21 protein-coding genes are annotated in these 18,771 nt (G+C 38.0%); 1 reads left to right on the top strand and 20 read right to left on the bottom strand.

The window, feature by feature from the left end:
- Positions 1–13: 13 nt before the first annotated feature.
- The 3 genes from thrH to ROSEINA2194_RS02735 all read right to left on the bottom strand — a co-directional run bounded on the left by thrH (position 14) and on the right by ROSEINA2194_RS02735 (position 3,141).
- Complete coding sequence (gene thrH, locus ROSEINA2194_RS02745; protein ID WP_044927026.1) at positions 14–613, bottom strand: bifunctional phosphoserine phosphatase/homoserine phosphotransferase ThrH; 600 nt, start codon at positions 611–613, stop codon at positions 14–16.
- Positions 614–758: 145 nt separating this feature from the next.
- Positions 759–1,610 (bottom strand): DUF11 domain-containing protein, encoded by an 852-nt coding sequence (locus ROSEINA2194_RS02740; protein WP_007883120.1) that lies wholly within the window; start codon positions 1,608–1,610, stop codon positions 759–761.
- A gap of 175 nt (positions 1,611–1,785) precedes the next feature.
- On the bottom strand, positions 1,786–3,141 hold the full coding sequence (locus ROSEINA2194_RS02735; RefSeq protein WP_007883119.1) for a hypothetical protein: 1,356 nt from the start codon (positions 3,139–3,141) through the stop codon (positions 1,786–1,788).
- A 337-nt stretch (positions 3,142–3,478) separates the two neighbouring features.
- Here ROSEINA2194_RS02735 and ROSEINA2194_RS02730 point away from each other — a divergent pair, with 337 nt between their 5' ends.
- On the top strand, positions 3,479–4,150 hold the full coding sequence (locus tag ROSEINA2194_RS02730; protein WP_172727037.1) for a class I SAM-dependent methyltransferase: 672 nt from the start codon (positions 3,479–3,481) through the stop codon (positions 4,148–4,150).
- Between the two features lie 40 nt (positions 4,151–4,190).
- Here ROSEINA2194_RS02730 and ROSEINA2194_RS02725 read toward each other — a convergent pair whose 3' ends face one another.
- The 17 genes from ROSEINA2194_RS02725 to ROSEINA2194_RS02655 all read right to left on the bottom strand — a co-directional run bounded on the left by ROSEINA2194_RS02725 (position 4,191) and on the right by ROSEINA2194_RS02655 (position 18,512).
- A complete protein-coding gene (locus ROSEINA2194_RS02725; protein ID WP_007883117.1) occupies positions 4,191–6,200 on the bottom strand; it encodes an ABC transporter permease in 2,010 nt (669 codons plus the stop codon).
- A complete protein-coding gene (locus tag ROSEINA2194_RS02720) occupies positions 6,190–6,960 on the bottom strand; it encodes an ABC transporter ATP-binding protein (RefSeq protein WP_007883116.1) in 771 nt (256 codons plus the stop codon). Before ROSEINA2194_RS02720 ends, ROSEINA2194_RS02725 begins: the two co-directional genes overlap by 11 nt.
- Before the next feature lie 126 nt (positions 6,961–7,086).
- The gene (locus tag ROSEINA2194_RS02715; protein WP_007883112.1) at positions 7,087–8,058 is read right to left on the bottom strand and encodes a sensor histidine kinase; all 972 of its coding nucleotides are present in this window, start codon (positions 8,056–8,058) and stop codon (positions 7,087–7,089) included.
- A gap of 15 nt (positions 8,059–8,073) precedes the next feature.
- Positions 8,074–8,748: a response regulator transcription factor gene (locus ROSEINA2194_RS02710; protein WP_044927021.1), complete on the bottom strand. Its 675-nt coding sequence runs from the start codon at positions 8,746–8,748 to the stop codon at positions 8,074–8,076.
- A 20-nt stretch (positions 8,749–8,768) separates the two neighbouring features.
- Positions 8,769–9,746 carry an aldo/keto reductase gene (locus ROSEINA2194_RS02705; RefSeq protein WP_044927017.1) on the bottom strand — a complete coding sequence of 326 codons (978 nt, stop codon included), beginning with the start codon at positions 9,744–9,746 and terminating at the stop codon, positions 8,769–8,771.
- Positions 9,747–9,940: 194 nt separating this feature from the next.
- Positions 9,941–10,174, bottom strand: coding sequence for a hypothetical protein (locus ROSEINA2194_RS02700; protein ID WP_007883105.1), 234 nt, complete (start codon positions 10,172–10,174; stop codon positions 9,941–9,943).
- A gap of 225 nt (positions 10,175–10,399) precedes the next feature.
- Positions 10,400–10,987: an HAD family hydrolase gene (locus ROSEINA2194_RS02695; protein WP_007883104.1), complete on the bottom strand. Its 588-nt coding sequence runs from the start codon at positions 10,985–10,987 to the stop codon at positions 10,400–10,402.
- A gap of 15 nt (positions 10,988–11,002) precedes the next feature.
- A complete protein-coding gene (locus ROSEINA2194_RS20825; protein ID WP_007883103.1) occupies positions 11,003–11,152 on the bottom strand; it encodes a hypothetical protein in 150 nt (49 codons plus the stop codon).
- Positions 11,153–11,158: 6 nt separating this feature from the next.
- Positions 11,159–12,352 (bottom strand): MFS transporter, encoded by a 1,194-nt coding sequence (locus tag ROSEINA2194_RS02690; RefSeq protein ID WP_007883101.1) that lies wholly within the window; start codon positions 12,350–12,352, stop codon positions 11,159–11,161.
- A gap of 265 nt (positions 12,353–12,617) precedes the next feature.
- The gene (locus tag ROSEINA2194_RS19540; protein ID WP_007883098.1) at positions 12,618–13,112 is read right to left on the bottom strand and encodes a non-canonical purine NTP pyrophosphatase; all 495 of its coding nucleotides are present in this window, start codon (positions 13,110–13,112) and stop codon (positions 12,618–12,620) included.
- Complete coding sequence (locus tag ROSEINA2194_RS21455) at positions 13,109–14,140, bottom strand: DNA/RNA helicase domain-containing protein (RefSeq protein WP_007883097.1); 1,032 nt, start codon at positions 14,138–14,140, stop codon at positions 13,109–13,111. The genes ROSEINA2194_RS19540 and ROSEINA2194_RS21455 overlap by 4 nt, the downstream gene beginning before the upstream one ends.
- Positions 14,137–14,874 carry a GIY-YIG nuclease family protein gene (locus ROSEINA2194_RS21450; protein WP_007883096.1) on the bottom strand — a complete coding sequence of 246 codons (738 nt, stop codon included), beginning with the start codon at positions 14,872–14,874 and terminating at the stop codon, positions 14,137–14,139. The genes ROSEINA2194_RS21455 and ROSEINA2194_RS21450 overlap by 4 nt, the downstream gene beginning before the upstream one ends.
- A 12-nt stretch (positions 14,875–14,886) precedes the next feature.
- Entirely contained in the window at positions 14,887–15,213 is a 327-nt protein-coding gene (locus ROSEINA2194_RS02675; protein WP_007883094.1) for a nucleotide pyrophosphohydrolase, read from the bottom strand.
- Positions 15,214–15,215: 2 nt separating this feature from the next.
- Positions 15,216–15,998 (bottom strand): DNA/RNA helicase domain-containing protein, encoded by a 783-nt coding sequence (locus ROSEINA2194_RS02670; protein ID WP_007883092.1) that lies wholly within the window; start codon positions 15,996–15,998, stop codon positions 15,216–15,218.
- Positions 15,999–16,020: 22 nt separating this feature from the next.
- Positions 16,021–16,977, bottom strand: coding sequence for an ORF6N domain-containing protein (locus ROSEINA2194_RS02665; RefSeq protein WP_044927016.1), 957 nt, complete (start codon positions 16,975–16,977; stop codon positions 16,021–16,023).
- Positions 16,978–17,113: 136 nt separating this feature from the next.
- Positions 17,114–18,097, bottom strand: coding sequence for a hypothetical protein (locus ROSEINA2194_RS02660; RefSeq protein ID WP_007883087.1), 984 nt, complete (start codon positions 18,095–18,097; stop codon positions 17,114–17,116).
- 43 nt (positions 18,098–18,140) lie between these two features.
- Positions 18,141–18,512 (bottom strand): helix-turn-helix domain-containing protein, encoded by a 372-nt coding sequence (locus ROSEINA2194_RS02655; protein ID WP_007883085.1) that lies wholly within the window; start codon positions 18,510–18,512, stop codon positions 18,141–18,143.
- Positions 18,513–18,771: the final 259 nt, after the last annotated feature.

Below are 18,771 nucleotides of genomic sequence, written 5' to 3'. Positions count from 1 at the left end.
TTTTTTGTAGCTTTTATAACGCCTTCTTAATCGCTTCCATTAATTCATCATAAGTCTCATACGCTGGCAGCTCCGGATTATCCTTTTTGATCTGTTCTGTGCTTTTGAATAAAAAGCCTGCCTTGCTGGCTTTGATCATTCCAAGATCGTTATGGCTGTCTCCACTTGCGATCGTCTCGAATCCAATCGACTGGAGTGCTTTTACTGTTGAATACTTGGAATTTTCTACTCTCATCCTGTAACCTGTAATCTCGCCATCTTCTGCCACTTCCAGTGAATTGCAGAAAATCGTCGGCCATCCCAGCTTTTTCATAAGTGGTGCTGCAAACTGTGTAAATGTATCACTGATGATGATCACCTGTGTCATGCTGCGCAGTTCATCTAAAAACTCTTTTGCCCCTGGCATCGGATTGATCTTTGCAATTGTCTCCTGTATCTCTTTTAAGCCAAGACCATGTTCTTTTAAAATTCCAAGTCTCCATTTCATCAGTTTATCATAATCCGGCTCATCTCTTGTTGTTTTCTTTAACTCCGGGATTCCTGTCTCTTCTGCAAATGCAACCCAGATCTCAGGCACAAGAACACCCTCCAGATCCAGACATACGATATTCATATCCATTTTCTCTGCCTCCTGAAATTATTCTTAAGTTGCATTATACTATATCACATTACATTAAGAAAGTGTTTTCCGCTTATTTTGCAAAAATCCTTTTCTTTCTCCGGTAATACTGTGGAATTGCTCTTTATATGCGTTGTGATCAGATTGTTCCTGTCACGGTTAAGGTTCCTGTTCCCGGTGTTACGATCCAGTTTCCGGTAGCCGGATCCTGCGTATAAACTGCCGCAGGTACTGTGATTCTTCCGGCTGTTGTTGCAAATAATCCGGTTGCTTCGTTGTATGTGTAATCTGTTCCGGCCGCAAGTGCTGTTCCATTATAGCTTACCGCTATGTTGGAAAGAATCGGATCAAACGTATCGATGATCTCTGCTGCTGTGGCTGCATCCGCTGCAGTATTTCCGGTGTTCTGAATGAGAAACGTATAGGTCAGCGTTCCATTTTCCGTTACCGGAACCGGGCTGATTGATTTCGTGATATTTAATAGTGGCTCATTATCTGTTACCACTGTCTCTGTCACCTCGATCGGCGTAATGCCTCCGCCTGTGATCGTTGCTGTATTTACAATATTTCCGGTTGCAGCAAGTGGTGCGTACGGATTTACTTCTGCTTCATATACGATCACTGCATTGCCGCCTGCCGGTACTGTGATCCCATTTATTACAAGTGGCGGTCCGGCTGTTACTGCAGGTGCCGGCTGCAATACACCATTGATATAATACTTCGCTGTTCCTTCCATATAATCCAGTGGAACAAGTGTTGTTGTATTATAAGGATATGCTCCCAGATTGTCTGTAATGGTAAGTCCTGTATAAGCTAACGTTCCCGCATTTACAATACTGATCACATAGGTGATCGTATCGTTTTGTCTGTAAGTATTCCGCACTGCCTCCTTTGCAGCGGATAAAACTTCCAGAATCTCACCGACTGCTATATTTGAATTGGCAATGGATCTTCCATAACGCAATTGTGCCTGGTTTGTAAAACGTGCCATATATTTTTCCTTTCCTGTTTTTTATTGTCCCTGTTAAGCAACGTGCTATATTCAGGTACACTTTAATATATGACAGTTTTTTTTAATCGTTTCTCTTAACCGTGCTGCTTTCTGTTTTTTATTAAAAGTCAGGTATCAAAAAGTCTATTTCCCGCTTTTTGACACCTAAACCTTATTAATCAAAACTGTATGCGTTATACACTTCCGTAAGCATTTGGACTGCCTCTTCGTCACTCGCATTTACGATATCACTGACGTCCTTCCATTGAAAATGTGCCCTTTGTTCTGCTGCATTTTGTGCATCATAATAGGCTGCCGCATAAGCATAATACTCTTCCTCTGTCAGTTCTGCCCCGGTATAGTCCTTATAGCTGACTGTCGCTGCATAATCCGGACCATCATATGTTTCGTATTCGACTGCCAGTTTTGTTTCTGTTACAACATCATCAACGATTGCAAGCGAACTGACACGGTATACATAACTGCTCGGTGACTCCTTCATGAGATCGTACACGATATAATTATAATATCCTTTTCCATTTATGATATTAGAATATACCATCACATCACTTTCATCCGATACCTGATCCATAAGATCCGGCTGGGATTCATATTCTGAAAAAGTCGTATTCAGTTCTTTTAGTTTTCCATCCTTATCTACATTGTAAAAACTTGTATAAGAAAAAAATCCTGTGCCGCCAGAATGTGAAACCAAAAGTTCCACTTGTCCGTCCATATCCAGATCAGCCAGCGTGAATTTATATTGTTCATCGGCAAAATCAATGTCAGTTGCCCACTTGTCCCTGTTTTGTGCAAATACCTCAATCTGCTTTTGGATGTCCATAGTGGCACCTGATATGCTGTCCAAATACTCTACATAATCTGTCCATACGCCTTCCATATCAGAAAGCTTTTCTGTCAGATGCTGCTTACCGAGAAATTCTTCAAAAAAAGTATCCCTATAAAAAGGAGTGCCATTTTCTGTTTTCGCTTCGACTTTGTAGCTTTCCAGATTTGGATAATCCAGATACATCATATTGTCCGGATTTTCCTGTAAAAATATAACCGGCATATTCCACGAATCTCCATCATTACAGTATTGGAGTAGCAGCAAAACATCCTTTTTCCCATCCATATTCACATCTGAAAACTTTACACCACTGATCTGTTTAAATGAATCCGAAGCGTCTGCCTTTATTTCCGGAAACTCATATATAACTTTATCATTCTTCACTAATAAGAATTCTGGATTATTCGAATTCTCTTCAGGTGCAACTGATGTAAATGTTACCATTCCCCAGTCATCCAGCTGAATTTCAAATGTCTGATTCTCAATCACTCTTCCCTTAAAACTTTGTGTATTCTGTCCCGGTGTCTCTGTATGTTCCGGTGTCTCTGTAACTTCTTCCTGCCCGCCGGACAGTTCTTTTGTTACTTCTGTTGATGCTTCTTTTTCTTCTTTTACATCCTGCTTACAGCCTGCAAGAACAAATGATAATATTATAAGTCCGAATAGGATGTTCTTTTTCATCTGACTGCCCCACCTTCTATCGTTTCTCGGTATCTATAACGTCATCTGACTTCTCTTCTCTTATTTTATCATACCTAATTCTTCTATGCATCTTTTTCTGCTTTTTCATCGTTATGGATCCTGTCGGCAGGTTCTTTGATTTCTTTATCTGTAAGTTACGTACGGTTTCCCCAAAAACACATTAGCCTGCGGTACTGTATGATAATATTCTTTTTGTATCTGATGCGAAAACCTACACACATTCTGCGTAGTATGATAAACTATCACCATAAAAAACCATTCGGTGAAGCATACGCTCCGCCTTGGATGGTATACAAATTTTAATGAGGGGGCATCCATGCAAAAAGAGAACAGAAAATATTATGAAGCCTATGAAGATCGATATAAAACCGCTCATGAAAAGGGTGTCAGTTGGACACAGATGAAAAATACTCCAATTGTTATGGATATTATTAAGAGATATCACCTTCATCCCGAGCAGTCGTTACTGGAAATCGGGTGTGGTGAAGGCAGAGACTCCGCCACCGTTTTAGAAAATGGCTTTCACCTTATAGCAACCGATATATCGCCTGAAGCAATAAACTATTGCAAGAAAAAAATGCCTGATTTTGAATCAAAATTCATGGTTTTGGATTGTTTATCAAGTGATTTGGATGAGAAATTTGATTTCATTTATTCGGTTGCAGTTGTTCATATGTTAGTTTTAGATGAAGACAGAAACGGGTTTTATCAATTCATACATCGTCATTTGAAATCAGATGGAATTGCACTTATTTGTTCAATGGGAGACGGAAATTATGAAATGCAAAGTGATATAAGCAACGCTTTTGAGCTTCAGGAAAGAGAACATGAAACCGGAAAAATGATGGTTGCTGGAACTTCTTGCAGGATGGTTTCATTCAGTACTTTTGAGAATGAGTTGCTGCGAAATGGGCTGAAAATCATTGAAAAAGGCATCACAAGTGCGATGCCAAATTTCAATAGTTTGATGTATGCTATAGTTCAGTAGAGAGCCAAGTAAAAAGCATTGTGCTGTCAATAGGGCAAATTTAATCTTTCCTATTCACGATCTTGTAGTATTCTCTCGAAGTGATCTTGTATACAATCGTATAGATCACAAGGAAGATCATGCTCACGATTGCGATCGCCATGTCAAAGGTAAAGGCATCCACGATCAGTATCATCCGTAAAAACAGTCTAACCACGCTGCTTGCCACGATCATATGCATAATCGCTACTGCGACCGGAAGGTAAAATAATAACATAACCTGCGTCCGGATGGATTCTTTTGCTTCTTTTTCAGTCAGACCGACATTGGAAAGGATCTGGAATCGCTTCTGGTCTTCGTACCCTTCCGACATCTGTTTGTAGTAAATGATCATAACCGTTGCCATGAGAAAGAGTGCTGCCAGAAACATTCCTACAAAAAAGATTCCACCATAGATACTATAAAAAGCGCTCATCTCCTCTGATTTAAAACGAATTGCTTCACGGTTTAATCCCCCCAGTTCCATCAAAGCTCTGACCGTTTCCATCTGTTCTTCTGTCAGAGCTTTTTCTAACTGGTATCCGATGAAAACTTCATACTCATCCGGATTCACTCTCTGTCCGGCTTCCGTCATCAGGTCACAGATCTGCTCATCATCCGGAAAGACAAGAATTTCACGTTCGAAAATTGACATGGTCGAATCAATGATATAGCGGATTGCAGAATACTCTGCCTCTCCTGCTACTGTATACTCTTTTCCCATAAAATTCAGGTTATCACCTTTTTTCCATTCTTTTCCTGAACTGTAGATGAGTATTTCGTCATCCTTAAGTGTCAGATTCATATCGGCATATTCGTTATAATCAGCAGCAGACAACAGATACGTAACTATATCGGAGGCTATGTCACTGTCGAATGTATCCGGGTCTGTGATCTTTTGTTTTCCATCTTTTTCCGTGACCATGATATTCCGGTACTGTCTGTAAATCTGGTCGGTAGTCACAATCCCATCCTGCTGCAACGCTTTATTTATAGCAGCAAAATCATCCATGCCTTTTCCTGCCTCTGACACAGTTTCTGTCACTATAATATCTGTCGGATATCTGTCATCTATATTTTTCCCGATGAGCATCATCAGTGAAAAGCCACAGGTCAGCAACAGGATCACACCTGTAGAAAGTACACAGATGGACGCCAGTCCTGCTGCATTATGTTTCATCCGGAACATCAGATTCGATACACTGATAAAATTCTTTGTTTTATAGTAAAACTTCGGATTCTTTTTCATGCACTTCAGGATAAAAATACTTCCGGCTGTAAAAAGACAATAGGTTGCGATCACAACAAGCAGAATGCTGACAAATAATATGTTGACCGCACCCCCGATTGACTTAGCAGAAAGTACCAGCTTATATCCCGCAGTCAGTGTTATAATTCCAAGAATAAATATAGGAACTTTCACTTTCGGTTCTTTTTCCCCTGTTCTGTCACTCTGCAGCAGTGCGATTGGTTTTCCAACCCGGATGGAAGCCACATTATAAATCAGACTGACTGCAAAAAGGATAACAAATAAAACCAATGTACTTTTCAGTGCTTCCACTGAGAAAAACAGTCCGTTTACCGGTGGCTGATTGATAATCTTATAGAGAATGAGAAGCATCAATTTGTTCAGAAAAGTTCCCATCATAATTCCTGTAATAATGCTGGTCAAAGCATGAATCAGGCTCTCCGCAGCTAAAATATAGGTAATATTCTTTTTGGACATTCCAAGAACTCCATAAAGCCCCATCTCCTTTTTTCTCGCCCTTATCATAAACTGATTCGTATAAAAAAGAAAAACTGCCGCAAAGACTGCTACGATCTGACCGCTGATTTCCAGTAAAATCGAGATAATCTGTGCACCATAAAACGCTTCCACTCCATCTTTATAAATGTATGGACAATGCGCAAGTGACTGCAAAATATAATAAATCATGACAGTCATCGTTCCTGCAAGCAGATATGGGATCAGTGTCTTTTTATTTTTCTGCATTCCACTGAACACAAATTTTGTAAGAAGCTTATGATTCACTGTCCTCTCCTCCTCTCATCAGAACGGTCACTGCGTCACAGATCTTATCTAACAGTGCACTTCTTGTCATATCACCGCGGTAAATCTGATGGAATACTTCACCATCCTTAATGAACATGACACGGTCGGCATAGCTTGCCGCCACATTGCTGTGTGTTACCATAAGAATCGTCTGACCTGTCTGGTTAATCTCACGAAGCTGCTTTAACAGGTTGGTCGCCGCCTTGGAATCTAATGCCCCGGTCGGTTCATCTGCCAGAAGGATCCTTGGATTTGTGATCAAAGCCCTTGCGATCGCAGTTCTCTGTTTCTGCCCACCGGACACCTCATAAGGATATTTCTTCAAAAGCCCCACAATTCCAAGCTGCCCGGCAGCCTTTTCCACTTTTGCATCCATTTTCTTGTAATCCTCTCCTGCCAGCACCAGCGGCAGTTTGATATTATCTTCGATGGAAAAATTATCCAGGAGATTAAAATCCTGAAAGATGAATCCGAGATTGCTTCTTCTGAAAATCGCACGCTCATTGTCCTTTAATGTGGTGAAATCTTTTCCATCCACCAGCACTTTTCCGGCGGTCGGTGTATCAAGGCTTGCAAGGATGTTCAGAAGCGTTGTCTTGCCACTTCCTGATTCTCCCATGATCGCCACAAATTCTCCCGGTTCCACACTGAAATGCACATCTCTTAATGCGGTGACTTCGTCCCCGCCCATACGTGTTTTATATACTTTTTTGATATGATTGACTTCTAAGATTGACATATATTTTCCTCCTTGTTTGTAAGACTATCATAGCAAAAAAGGAAATGTAGTGCCCTTTCTTTGGCTTACATTTCCTTGTCATAATCTTACATTTTTGTAAGAAAAGTATGTTACTCTTTTCAAGATCTACATATTCACAAGATCTCCCTGCTGCACTTTTTCGCACTGAAGAGTAATCATCACAGTCGTTCCATCTCCCTCTTTCGAAGCCACAGAAATCCCATGTCCAAGCTTCTCACACACACCTTTGCACAGATAAAGTCCAAGACCGCTCGCCTTCTTATCCATCCTGCCGTTATATCCGGTAAAACCTTTTTCAAAAATCCTCGGCAGGTCCTCACTCCGAATGCCGATGCCGGTGTCCTTTACCAAAACTCTCAAACCATTTGCAGATTCTTCCGCCGAAATCTTCACACTTCCCTGCTTTGTGTATTTTAACGCATTCGATAAAATCTGTTCCAATGCAAAACAAAACCATTTCTCATCTGTAAGCACTGTATAGTCCAAATGTTCCAGCTGAATGGAAATATGATTGTAGATAAAAATTGCTGCATATTTTTTTACTACCTGCCGGACTAATTGTTCCAGTGAATTTCGCTCAAGCACAAGATCATTGCTCATCTCTTCAAAGCGGAGATAATTCAATGCCATCTCCACGTAACTCTCTATTTTAAATAATTCCTGTCGGCATACTGCCGCATCCTGCTTTTCTCCCTGCAAAAGAAGATTCAAAGCCGCGATTGGTGTCTTGATCTGATGTGCCCACAATGCAAAAAAGTCCTGCTTTTCCTGTAATTCTTCCCATTGTCTGCTCTCTTTTGAATTGCTTTCCTGCTTTTCTTTGCTTTCTTTTTCATATTGCTCTGTTCTCTTCCGGAATCCCCGGTACTGCATACACAAAGTGGTCACCCAGAGTATCAGAAATATACTTGTTAAATAAAAGGCATATTCTGCCGGAAGCTGATATAAATTGGATACTATAAACATTAGGAGCAGGAAAACAGGAGCCATCAATAATAAGCCTATATTTTCTGACAAAAATTTTCTATGTAAAATTTTTCCTGTTTCTTTTTGCATCTGCATATTATGGTTCATCATCTAACTCCTGTATTTTTATACTCCAACCAGATATCCAAGCCCACGCTTTGTTGTGATGAAATCATCCACTCCAGCGGCTTCCAGCTTTTTCCGTATCCTTGTGATGTTGACCGTCAGCGTATTATCATCCACAAATTCATCATTGCCCCAGAGACGTTCCATGATTTCTTCGCGGCTTACCACTTTTCCCTGTTTTTCCATTAACGTCTTTAAGATCAGAAATTCATTTTTTGTGAGGTCGATCTTCTCTCCACAGACTGCGACAGAAGTATCATTCAGATTCAGTACAACTTCTCCACATTCGATCGAGTGGCTTGTGAGTTTGCTTCCATAGCTTCTTCGAAGTACAGCCTGTAATTTTGCGGTCAGCACCTGTAAGTCAAATGGTTTTGCGATAAAATCGTCGCCGCCCATGTTCATTGCCATCACAATATTCATGTTATCGTCCGCAGAAGATAAGAAAACGATCGGTACTTTGGACGTTTTACGGATTTCCGCACACCAGTAAAATCCATTATAATACGGAAGTTTGATATCCATGATAATAATGTCCGGTTGAAAATCCTCCACTTCTTCTGTTATTTTTTCAAAATTGCCGGCACACTGTACCTGCATCTGCCATGTTGTAAGATGTGCCGCCACTGCCCTGGCAATGACAGCATCATCCTCCACAATAAATACTTTATTCATTTTCACCTGTCGCTTTCCTACTAATCTGCACCAGTGCATTCACTAAGGTTGACTTTCCAACACCTCAGTATCTCCTCAATATGTTTCGGATTCTTGCTTCCAACAATAACGTGATTCATCTTTTTCAACACAAAATCCAACATGTCACTAAGTGCATATTTCTTAAATCCATCTCCCATAGCAAATGGCATGCTGGCAACCGTCTCTAATTCCAATGCCTTACAAGCTTCTATCATCGTCATCTTCACACCATCTATCATCTGGGATTTCACTGTGTCAGCCCAATCACACATGATATTATATTCAAACAAAATATATTTAAAATGATTCTTTTCTCCGGACACTTTTCTTGCTATATTCTTTATTCTTTCAATCTCAATATGCCACTTATTTTCGAAAGGTTCTTCTACCATAAATTCAAATGCTATGCCATAATATCTAATCTTTCCTTCAAAACACTTTGTCTCATACCATCTTATAAGCATTTCCATTTTCTCATAGAATTCGTCTTCCGTTAACTTTAATTTTGTTATCTCGGGAATATGAATGTAATAAACATCTATCATTTCAAGACCTAAATTTTCCAATGACTTATTAAGAGCTATTTCATAAAAAGCAGGATTGAGAGTCTGGAATAAACCTTCATATTCTGAAAAATCTTCTATTGATATTCCTTTATTTTCCAGTTTTTCCGACAAGTATTTCATTGGTGGAAGCTTTGCTGAAATATCTCCATATAATAATCCTGCCTTAGATGATATAAATACCTCTTCTCTGGTAATAATGCCAGAATTCATTAATTCAGCTAATGCAACTCCTTCATCTCGTTCTGAACACATTCCTCTATAATTTATAGCTCCATCAATAGAGTATATCCCATTTCGAACTGCATACTTTATTGCTTCTACATATTTCAAAGAATCTTCTTTTGAAAAATTACCCAAGTGAGTTCCTAATGCAACAGTTCCCATAGGCTTGTGCGAATACCCTTTTATCATTTCCATTCCTCTTTTCCATATTGATAACGTACATTATAGAAGTAATGCTGCTTAATTTGCAGTCTTGTATTATAAAAACATAAATGCTATATTAAAAAATGAAGAGAGGTCGTCCTCTCTTCATTCTTTAATATAGAAATGCTTTTCCGGGCTTCTAAGATTGACATTGTTCCTTGTTGTTTGTAAGAAAAGTGTTATTTTCCCTGCTCTTCGTAATATCTGTCAGCTATATATTCCGCTGACTCAGCCCATAAACCGTTTTCTGTCTCCTGCAATGTCTTATATGTCTCCGATTTATAAAAAAGCACTACAGCCTCTTCAAAAGCAATATGAAAACGTTCCTGTAGCAATTTTACCACAGCTCTAATCTGTATACATACATTCATAGTAATATCTTTTCCATTAAAACTATATATCTTTTCTGGCATAAGAAACCCTCCTAACTAATTGCACATATTGCAATGCCTTTTCTGTATGAAACAATACCTGCTTCCATCACTTCAATAGAAAGCATCTCACAATCTGTCTGCGCACTCATTTGAAATCCCCCATTTTTACTTGCTTTCTTTTAGTATAACATACCCTAATATTAAATTTCCATATTGATTCAATCATCATTTGTGTAACTACTGTGTTTTCCGGTTATTTTTCCGTCATTTTTCTCCCAGCTCCACTTTATCCCCGACATACCAGATGTCCTTTGCTTCCAGACCGCTCTTTACGATTCCTGCCTGAAAAATATAGTGATTTGGCTTCATCACTCCGTAATCACTCGATGCGATCATAAATTCAAACTGATTCTCCGGATATATTTCTTTCAATTTCTCTTTCAACAAGGTTCCACTGTAATCAATGTTGGAAATCACTGCTGTTTTAATTTTTTTCTCAATAAGCCAGCGCAGTAATTCTGCTGCATGGTTCACTGCCTCTATAACAGGATCCTCTTCCCATTCTATCTTTGCTACTTCATCTAAAGATATGGAAAGTTGGATTTCCAACAGATCGAATAATAACCTTAATTTATTCTTCACGGGTATTTCAAACCGGTTTTCACGACATAAATCAAATATTCCAAATATTTCATCGTCCTGTTTTTCTATCTCTTCTATGGAATAGTTATGCGGATTACTGATGATGTACGGAAAATATGCCTCTATTCCTTTTCGAATGTTGATTTCCTTGTAATTCATCAGTGTTCTTCCTGCATCAAAAATGACCATTTTCGGTTTTGTTAACTGCATAAGTTGTGTTCCTTTCTATTCTCTCCCATTCTCCCGCTCCCCGACTTTTTTCAACTCGTCATAATAAACCTTATACCGGTATGCCGTCCTCCGGCTGATTACCCCCTCATTCTCTGTCTCTAATTCCTTTATGCGCTCTAACACTTCCGCTAATGTCTGAATCATAATATCCTACATAATACTTCCCATCAACGTGGACATCACGATCATCACCAACGAAAATGTAAAAGAATTTACCGAAATAAGCGTAGCTCTCTGCTCCGATGGAATCATATCATTTAACAGGATGTCTGTGCGCACTTCCAGAAAATCATCTGCAAAAGAACCAGCAAATCCGCCAAGAACCATCAGATATGGATTGCCCGAAAACGTCATTCCAAACGCAAATAAAGTACCGATTCCGCTTAAAATAATATACTTTTTGTATTTCCATTTTGGAAAATATCCCACCACTTTGGCGCCGAGTGCGGCTCCTAGTCCCATGACAAAAAGAGCCGGACCAAGCAGTGCCTCGTTCATTCCCGCCAGTGGCAGCTTTGCCTGCAGGAAAAACAGGATAAGTGTTGACACTGCACCGATCAATGCATTTACGATCATAATGCTTCTGGCTTTTCGATTGTTTTTCATGAAATGCCAGCTCTCTGTGATGACGTTTTGAAGTCTCTCTGAAATGCGGATGTTCTGAATGTTTTTCTGATCAGTTTCCTCTTCATTCATCCGTTCCTGCTTTTCTTCACTCATCTGCTCTTTGTTATGCTCATCCGTCTGTGAATTTATCAGTTTATCGTCAGCACCAGTGAAACCGGAAATTTCTCTTAAACTGCATACAATTCCAAGTGCGATCATCCCAAAGAAAATATCAATCGCATATGCCTTTTTGTACCCAAGCCACAATGCAAACCCTGCACAAAGTGTTGCTGTAGAACTTGTGATCCGATATAACATCATTTCCGTGGAAGCATATTGGTTGTATTTCTCTTCCTGCTTTACCGACTTTAAGCTGTCATACGCCAAAGCTTCTATGGTTCCCGATTCCAGATTGTAACTGAGCGCGCTGAATGCAATCGCAAATGCCACCGTTCCAAAATTGTCAGATAAAATCATAGCCAGACAAGACAGCACACTGACCAGCTTCGAAAGAGCCAGCGTCCTTTTCCTTCCAAAGACATCTGCCACAACACCTGATGGAATCTCAAAACAACTGCTTGCGATATGAAAAATACTCTCCAGTATTCCAACCTGTAACAATGAAAACCCTCTGAGTGCAAGAAGCGCCACCCACGATGCTCCCGCAATCCGAAAATAGCTTACCGCAGTAAGTGTATACAATTTATTGATCTGTCTTTTTATATTAAAATTACACATAAAAAAATCTCCTTTTCAAAATAATATCTTTTCAATATTTTTGAACAGGAGATAGTGTTTTTTTCATATTTACATTCTTGATTTTAGAAACTGTTTACCTGAAAAAGAGCGCACTATCCCTGTAAACAGCTAATTTGTTGCCTTTTTGCAGGTGAAGATTCGTTGTTTTCCAGCGCATAGTCTGCTCTCCTTTCCTAGTATTTTTGTTTTCCTCTGATATTTACATCTTTTGTATTATATACATGAATGGATGGACTTGTCAACTTCATGCAATATGCAAAGACTTCGTCAAAAAATCTACAATCCTTTTTTCATATTCATCTTTAATGATATTTTCTTTACTCTCTTCCATACTTCCATCAACAAAATATTGTCCGGTTTCTTTATTCATGGACAGCGAATCAAGCGGCCATCCTTCAAATCTTTTTGACGAGGCTTTATCGATCATCTCTTCATCTGACAATCTGTCCATCTGCATTGGAGTTCTGACATTTAATCCCGGCTGGCGCACATCATCCAATGCCAGCTCTTCAAAATAGAGTCCTGAATCATTGCAGATCACAACCTCAAAATACTGTCCATAAAACTTTGCTTTTGCAATCGCATTTTCTTCCGGTGTTGTTCCATTTTCTTCAGGTTCATCTGTAATTGCAAGATCCTTTAGAGTAACAAACTCTACATCATATCCTTTTAACAGATCCGAAAATCGTTTCACTTTTGAAGGATTTGTTGTGCCTAATAAAATTCTTATACTATTCATGCTCCTATATCCAAAGTATCTTCCATATACTTTCTAAAAGAATCGTTTCCGTCCCAAAAACCAAGTCGAATTCCATCAATCCCCCGTGTTAACAAGACATAATACTGATTTAAAATGTATAGCGTAAATTCGAATTGATTCATAGGATCTGTCATTTCTTCAACAGAAAACTTATTATTTGTATTATTATGGTTATCTGGAACTGCCTCAAGTTTTCCATCTTCATTCACTCTTATATCAGGTCCTATCATAACCCCAACCTTATTTAAGTCGATTCCCTGCACAGCAAATACCGAACCTATCTGATCCTCGGCATCTTCATCGCCAATATTAATCCAGTTCTCCTGCGTAGAGTTCCATCTTCTATTCAAGCCATCCTCATGGAAATGTGTGATTGATGGATCTTTGCCATGTGTACTACTCCATTTATCAGCCGTAGAACAACAAAACATTCCGGACAGTACTCTGTTAATATGTTCCGCATGGAAGTTTCTATCTTCCTCGATCCAATCAATCAGCTGATGCATAGGTTTTCCTGTAAAATATCCAAAATAAGCATCTTCGGATTTGTCCCTGAAAACATCTCTGTTAAAATCCTGATTATAATTAGTTAAGTCAGAAGCAAGCAGCCCTGTATCTTTATAAAGCAGATACTTGATACCATTTACATAATCATCAGAAGTATAACTTTTTCCTTTCGGTGCCTGAATTCTAAACTGCGTATGTAAAAACTTTTTCTCATAACCGGCCGTCAGCTGCTGAAACATCTCTCTTGTAATGTTTGCAGGTCTGATAGCCTGCAATACATCATACATGAGAATGATCTGCTTTCCCATCTTCTGAAGTATTTCAAGATGAGAATTGCAATCCTCAAAGCCCGGAATTTTATATACCTGTCCAAATGAAGGATGCTGCTTTCCATACTTTCTGGAAAGCTTATGCGCCTCATCTACAATAATGACATCATATCTTTCATTCCCGGTAATGATCTTTGTCGCAGTAGTAACAGAAAGATATCTGCTATTCATTCCATATATTTTAAAGATATTTTCTCCCAGTTTGGCTGTACAACAACACCTATCTTTGCCTCCGGTCTTTCTTTAAGTATACTGGCAACAAGATGTGTTAATAATACAGTCTTTCCAGTCCCGGCATCCCCGTTGATCACATAATTCCTGTCCGGATTATGAATGATTTCTGTTATCAGTTGTCCCTGTTCAGGCGTCAATTGCTTGATAGGACTATATTTCACCAACTCTTTTGTCCTTAATTTCTCAAGTGTAGATGAACTCACCCAGCCTCTTGGCCATAACTCTTTCTCCCATAACGGAAGAATTACATCTGAAGCAACATTTTCTCTGCCAACATATTCATTTACACTGTTACCACCAGTTCTATTAATTACATCATCATGATCAAATGATACTGCTCCAGCCTTCTTTGAGTTATCGGCCATAAAATATGTGATCAGCTGGCTCTCCACATCATCCAGGGCAGAACGATTAAAATACACCGAAAAGATTACTATCACTTTATTAAAATCAGCAGTACTAAACTTTTCTTCCGTTCCATTGTAATGCTGCTTATGGCGTTCAATAAAGTGCATAGTCTGACCAATATATACTTTCTTTGACCTTGTTCCTCTGTATATATAAATAGCATTATTTAATTCTAATGCTCTCTTTTGATTATTGCTTAATTGGTCAACACCAACCAAATTACCATTGCTGACTGCCAACTCTACTATAGAGTATTTTGCCATTCGTACCTCTCCTTATAACTTATCGTATTTTGTCGAAACTCCTTTGGCTTTTTCAACAGGATATTTCTTTTCTGTAATATCCATTTTCTTATTCACTACATCAATGATATCAACACCAAGAACCTGCGCCATCTGCAGGCAATAATTTGTTACATCTGCAAGTTCCTCAAGAACATTATCCATATTATAATTAGTATCATTCCATTGGAAACATTCCAACAATTCACCTGCTTCAATCGAAATAGACTTTGCCAAATTAGATGGTGTATGGAACTGATCCCAATCCCTGTCTTCATTAAATTTCTTTATTCGTGCCGATAATTCTTCTAATCTTTCCATCGCTATTCCTCCAACAGACACACCTCTTTGAAATGTTTTTTTGTTTCTGCATCTTCAAACCATATGCACAAACCTTTTTTTGCTCTCGTAAGCATTACTCGATAAATGTTCAACAATAACTCCTGAGCATTTGTGTTATTGGTAATAGAATCCCTCAATTGCTCATCGTATCGGGTAACCTTATCAATATGACCCTCCCAATGATCTGTTCTCCATACAAGATCATCCCACCAAATAAATCCAACATAATCAAATCCCAACCCCTGTGCCGTATAAATACACCCAACTTTATCAATTGAATCCAAATACCAATCATACTGATTATACATCGGATTCCATTGCTTTTGAAATACTGGATTAATTTTGGGTATTTTAATATCTATTTCTGTAGGTTTCTTTTTACTTTTCCACTCCCAGCAATAAGAAGCATAATATTTTATACTTGTTGTTGTATTATGACAATTGTTCATCCATAACTCCATATCCTGAATATTGTCACACACAGTAACTTCAATCCCTAATCCAACATCATTTAGATATTCTTTCCCATAAAGTAGTCTATCTAATCTATCGACATAGCTTCCTAATCCAGATCGCTTTTGATACTCTAATGAAAATGCAGTAAATGTATAACCATTTCTCCTCGCAAAAGTTTTGAAATTATCCTTTGTACCAATTTCATTACCTCTTACCCGCTGCCTGTCATCTTGAAGAACAATTACAATCTGGGCAGAACTAATCGAATTATTAAATTTAGTTATTCTGTGTGCCTCATCAATTACCAATAAATCATATCTGTACTCCCCACTATCGTGGTAAAATCAAAGTCGGCTTTTTCAACAGTGTAGCAATCACCGGGGCATATTTAGATATTCCATAATCCAACACTATAAATCGATCATGAAATATCCCACCAGTTTTCTGCATGGAAATTTTTACATTGGGATACTCTTTGCAGAAATCAGTAAATTCTATATTATGAAGCTTATTATTTCCAACATTGTCACTAAAAAGAATAATAGATACTCCTGACTGAGAATTCTTTAGATGAACCAGTGTTCTTAATCCAATATAATTATCAACGACATATATCGAGACCTTTGCCTGTCTATAAATTGACGCATATACTTCATCAGCGCTACTAAACTTCGCATTATACATGAGCCACTTTTCATCATCATCTGAAATGAAGCTATTCATCATATCAGCAAGCTCAGATTTTGTTACAACATCCTTCAATCCCTCCACAACATCGGAGATTTGCTTTTCAATGGATATCATATCTGAATTTATCTTGCTTATTTCAATTCTGTTATTGGTAGTCTCCATACTTAGCTGAAGTAGTTTGCGCTGCCCTATCAATTCTCTGTTTTCTAATATGTAATCTTTCATTTTTTTGAATGTTCTCACGAGGTCAATACTCTGCTTAACTGCAAGGTCACCTTTAAGTATCGTCATAAGCATGTATATACCTTGTTCAGTAAAAGCATTAGGCAAATATCTTGAACCGCCCCAACTTGAGGTCAAATTTTTTGACCTCAAGTTGTTAACCTCTTCCTTGGTAAGTTTAAATGCAAAATCTGATGCGAAACGCTCACTGTTATTTTTGACCTGTTGATTAAAAGCTTTGGTTGAATAACCATATATTTTAGCCAAATCAAAATCAAGCATTACCTTATAACCTCTTACTTCATAGGTTTTGGCCTTAATTAATTCCTCTGTTACTTTGACAATTTCTATTTCTTCTTTTTTATCTTCTTCCATGTATATTCCTTTCACTGACATTGTTTCTATAGTTTATTTTAGTGAAGTAGCAAATGGCAGCCACATTATTATAAGTACATTCAATCCTACTTAGCTTCTAAACAGGTCGGATTCGATACGTTTAAATTCATATATCCTACGCAAACACTCTCATATCACTTACATCTGTTATCCAGACTAATTTCTCCAAATCAATAATCTGATCTGTAAAAATAGTATCAATTGCATCCGGGACTATCATTTTTACAAGTAAATCTGTATGAATTCTTAAGTCTATAGCATCTGAATGATAACCTAAAACATCAAATTCATAATCTTCTATCCCCTTCATATTCAAGTTTTGTATGCACCACTGAATATTTTCTACCGTGTTATATCTTGAAAAATCTCTATCCACCTCAGTATGTGAGAGATTAATTATACGTTCTTCTACTCGATCTGAATAATAAGAAAAGTAAGGAAGCTTTATATTTCCCATCTCATCAATATGGATTTCGTTCCATTGCTCACCCTCATCATCTTCAAGGACACTATAAAATATTCCTTTTCCAACTACAAATACTTCCAAAGTCATGGATCCATCGGATGTTATCGATGACAAATACTGAATATCCAATCCTAATTCCCGAATTTTATCTAAATCGAAACATTCTTTATTCTTAAGATAGTTAATCATTGACTTATAGTAACTATTATCATGATGACTATTCATAAAACGCTGTAATGCTTCATCAAATTCTTTCGGGATTTCATATTTCTCCACATATTGTTGCTCGGATTTGCATCCAGTTTTTATCTTCATCATATTCAAATATTCTTTTGCCATCATGAATTTAAGTAGCTGAAAGCTTATGATACTCGCAATCTCACTTCTCAGTGTTTCAACCTTTGTTACTTCTAACATACCCATTTTCTTGAAAAGTTCTTTGTCATCTGAAATCAATAAATTAAAATCAGTTTCTGCGATACATTTCCTACAACCAGGGATCTCAACAATCTTATCAGAATATTTCTTGCAAAATGCTTTCTCCGATATCTCCATCAACTTTGTAACATCCGATACAAGAAGATACATTTTCCCCTCATGAAATATTTTTGTCTTAAACATAATACTTTTCATTGCATCCCCCTATTCTGGCTTATCATCCTATTAGTATTAACTACTAGTTCTGTTCCTCCACAATACTCTCCATTGTTTCCAGTTTCTTCAATGCCTTCATATATGCCAACAATCTTTTATACTGTTCGTCCCCAAGGCTGTGAATCTGCTTCAATATCTTAATGTCCGACCTAGTGACTTCATAATCCATATCTGTATCTTTATATTCCGGATCAATTCCTTTTCCCGTTAAAAGCTGTTCCGGTGTAATATCCAATGCGTCACATATGGATAACAGACAATCTGCTTTGGGATTCGTCTTTTTCTTTTTCCAGTCACTGATGTTGCTTGTTGCAATCCCGGTTCTTCTCGACAGTTCCAACTGGCTCATGTTCTTCTGCTCCATTATGTAAAAAATTCTTTCACTGATAATCATGTGTGTTCCTCCGCTATGCTATATCCGTATTTATAGATTTTATTTCCGTCTATACGGTCATTCTATCATGCCCCAGCATTTCTTTCAATAGGAATGATCATAACAGTTTTGTGAATAATTCTATCTATTTCCATTACAAAATGATAATTAACTTTTTAGAAATAGTTGTTCTCAGATTTTCTACAAAATCAGAAAAAGCCCAAACCGCAAGGGTTTGAGCTCCATTTGTACATTCGTATTTTCTGCTTTTGGGTATAAA

This window comes from Roseburia inulinivorans DSM 16841, assembly GCF_000174195.1.
Lineage (GTDB): Bacteria > Bacillota > Clostridia > Lachnospirales > Lachnospiraceae > Roseburia > Roseburia inulinivorans.
The sequence above is the reverse complement of the archived record's forward strand: the minus strand, read 5'-3'. Positions and strand labels throughout refer to the sequence as shown.